Source organism: Acidovorax delafieldii 2AN (assembly GCF_000175235.1).
GTDB lineage: Bacteria > Pseudomonadota > Gammaproteobacteria > Burkholderiales > Burkholderiaceae_C > Acidovorax > Acidovorax delafieldii_B.
The window spans coordinates 1-2048 of record NZ_ACQT01000418.1 but is presented as its reverse complement, the minus strand read 5'-3'; the positions used below and the strand labels follow the sequence as shown (position 1 = coordinate 2048).

General features: G+C 70.7%; 1 protein-coding gene and 2 pseudogenes. 1 reads left to right on the top strand and 2 read right to left on the bottom strand.

What is annotated here, in order from left to right; genetic code table 11:
- Positions 1–164 (top strand): annotated as a pseudogene (locus ACDELDRAFT_RS24765) (MFS transporter); the annotation flags it as partial.
- Between the two features lie 181 nt (positions 165–345).
- Here ACDELDRAFT_RS24765 and phnE read toward each other — a convergent pair.
- Positions 346–1156: pseudogene (gene phnE, locus ACDELDRAFT_RS21735) on the bottom strand (phosphonate ABC transporter, permease protein PhnE).
- Entirely contained in the window at positions 1153–2007 is an 855-nt protein-coding gene (locus tag ACDELDRAFT_RS21730; RefSeq protein ID WP_005800683.1) for a PhnE/PtxC family ABC transporter permease, read from the bottom strand. Before ACDELDRAFT_RS21730 ends, phnE begins: the two are co-directional and overlap by 4 nt.
- Positions 2008–2048: the final 41 nt, after the last annotated feature.

The following is a 2048-nucleotide window of genomic DNA, read 5'->3' as shown; positions in this document are numbered from 1 at the left end:
TTTGCCTGGCCGCACCGGTGTTCGGCACGCTGCTGGACCGGGGCATGACCTCGGGCATCTTCTTTGGCTCGGCCACCACGCTGGCGCTGAGCGTGGTGTCCGCCGCCCTGGTGGGCGTGGGCGTGGCGTCGCGCTCGCGGCGACCAGCCGCTGCGGCTGCCTGATCCGTCAATGTGGGCCAAACAAGGTCTATGCGCTCATCGGTTGGTCAGTTTGTGCTATTGAATAGATAGCTATTTTCCTTGCGGGCGCAGCCCGCAACTCCGCTGCGTGGCGAGGGCGGCCCGTGCCAACGCGCCGCGGGGGGCGGGCAGCGGCAGTGGTCGCGGCCTGTGCGGGCAGGGCTCAGGCTGCCAGCCAGCGCCGCGTGGCAAAGCTCAGCGCATCCACCAGCGCTACCAGCAGCAGCATGGCGGCCAGCACGCTGCCGGTTTCACCCATCTGGAACAACCCCATGTGGAACGCCAGCATCTGCCCCAGCCCGCCGGCCCCCACCACGCCCAGCACGGTGGCGGCGCGGATGTTGTTTTCCCAGCGGTACAGCGTGTAGCTCAGCAGTTGCGGCAGCACCTGGGGCAGGGTGGCATACAAGAATACGCGGCTGCTGGCCACTCCGCGCACGCGCAGGGCAAAGCCGGGCCGGGCGGGCGTTCTCGATGGCTTCGGCAAACAGGCGGCCCAGCACGCCTGCGGTGTGCAGCGCCAGCGCCAGCGTTCCGGCAAACGGCCCCAGCCCGGCCGCGATCAGCAGCAGCGTGGCCCACACCAGTTCGGGAATGCTGCGCAGGGCGTTGAGCACCAGCCGCGTGGGGCCGCGCCAGCGCGCCGGATCGCCCTCGAACGCCTTGCTGGCGGGCAGGGCCAGCACCAGCCCCAGCAGCACCGCCAGCAGGGTGCCCAGCGCCGACATGGCCAGCGTCTCCAGCGTGGCCCCCAGCAGCTTGCGCAGAAACGCCGCGCTGGTCTCTGGCTGCAGCAATTCGGCCATAAAGCGCCCCATCCGGGCGAGCGCATCGCCGGACAGAAAGCGCGACCATTGCAGGTCCAGCGACCAAAAGCTCAGCACCACCAGCGCCAGCGCACCGGCCGCCACGCACCAGCAGGCCAGGCAGCGGTTGGCGGCGGGGCGGGTTGCTGCAGTGCGGTGCGTGCTCATGCCAGCCTTTGCCGCAGGCCGGCGCTGATGCGGTCCGCCAGCCAGACCAGCGCCATGAACACCAGCAGCATGGTGGCCACCTCGGCGCCCTGGAACATCTTCATTGAGGCATCCATCTGCTGGCCCAGCCCGCCCGCGCCCACGAAGCCCAGCACGGCCGAGGAGCGGATGGCGCATTCCCAGCGGTACACGGTGTAGCTGGTGAGCTCGGCGGCGTTCTGCGGCAGCAGCGCGTACAGAAACGCCTGCAGCCGGCCGCTGCCATTGCGCAGCAGGCTGGCGGCGGCATGGGGCTCGGCGCTGTCCAGGATTTCGGCGTACACCTTGCCCAGCATGCCGGTGAAAGTGAGCGCAATGGCCAGCACGCCGGCCGTGGGCCCCAGGCCCACCACGCGCACGAAGACGAGCGCCCAGATCAGCTCGGGCACGCTGCGCAGCACCACCAGCAGCCAGCGCACCAGGAGCCGCACCAATGCCGGCAGCGGCGCCATGGGGCCGGTCAGCGCCGAGAGGGACAGCACCCGCACCGACAGCAGCGCCAGCGGCACGGCCGCCACCAGGGCCAGCGTGAGGCCCGCGGTGGCGATGGCCACGGTGCGCCAGGTCTCGCGCGCCACCAGGGCCAGAAACTCGGCGTCCCAGCGGGGCGGCGCGAAATCCGCCAGAAAGCGCAGCGCGGGTTTGAGCGCGTCCGGCGCCAACAGCAGCCAGGGCTTGAACTCGGTAAGCACCAGCATCGGCCACAGCAGCACCAGCGCCACCACGGCCCCGGCCAGGCGGCCGTGCCAGGCCGGGTCGCGCCGGCTGGATGGCAGGCGTTTACCGGGGGGCGCGGACAGATCAGAAACCATGGCAGAGCAACGGGGCCTTGGGCGCTAGCGGCATTGCATGG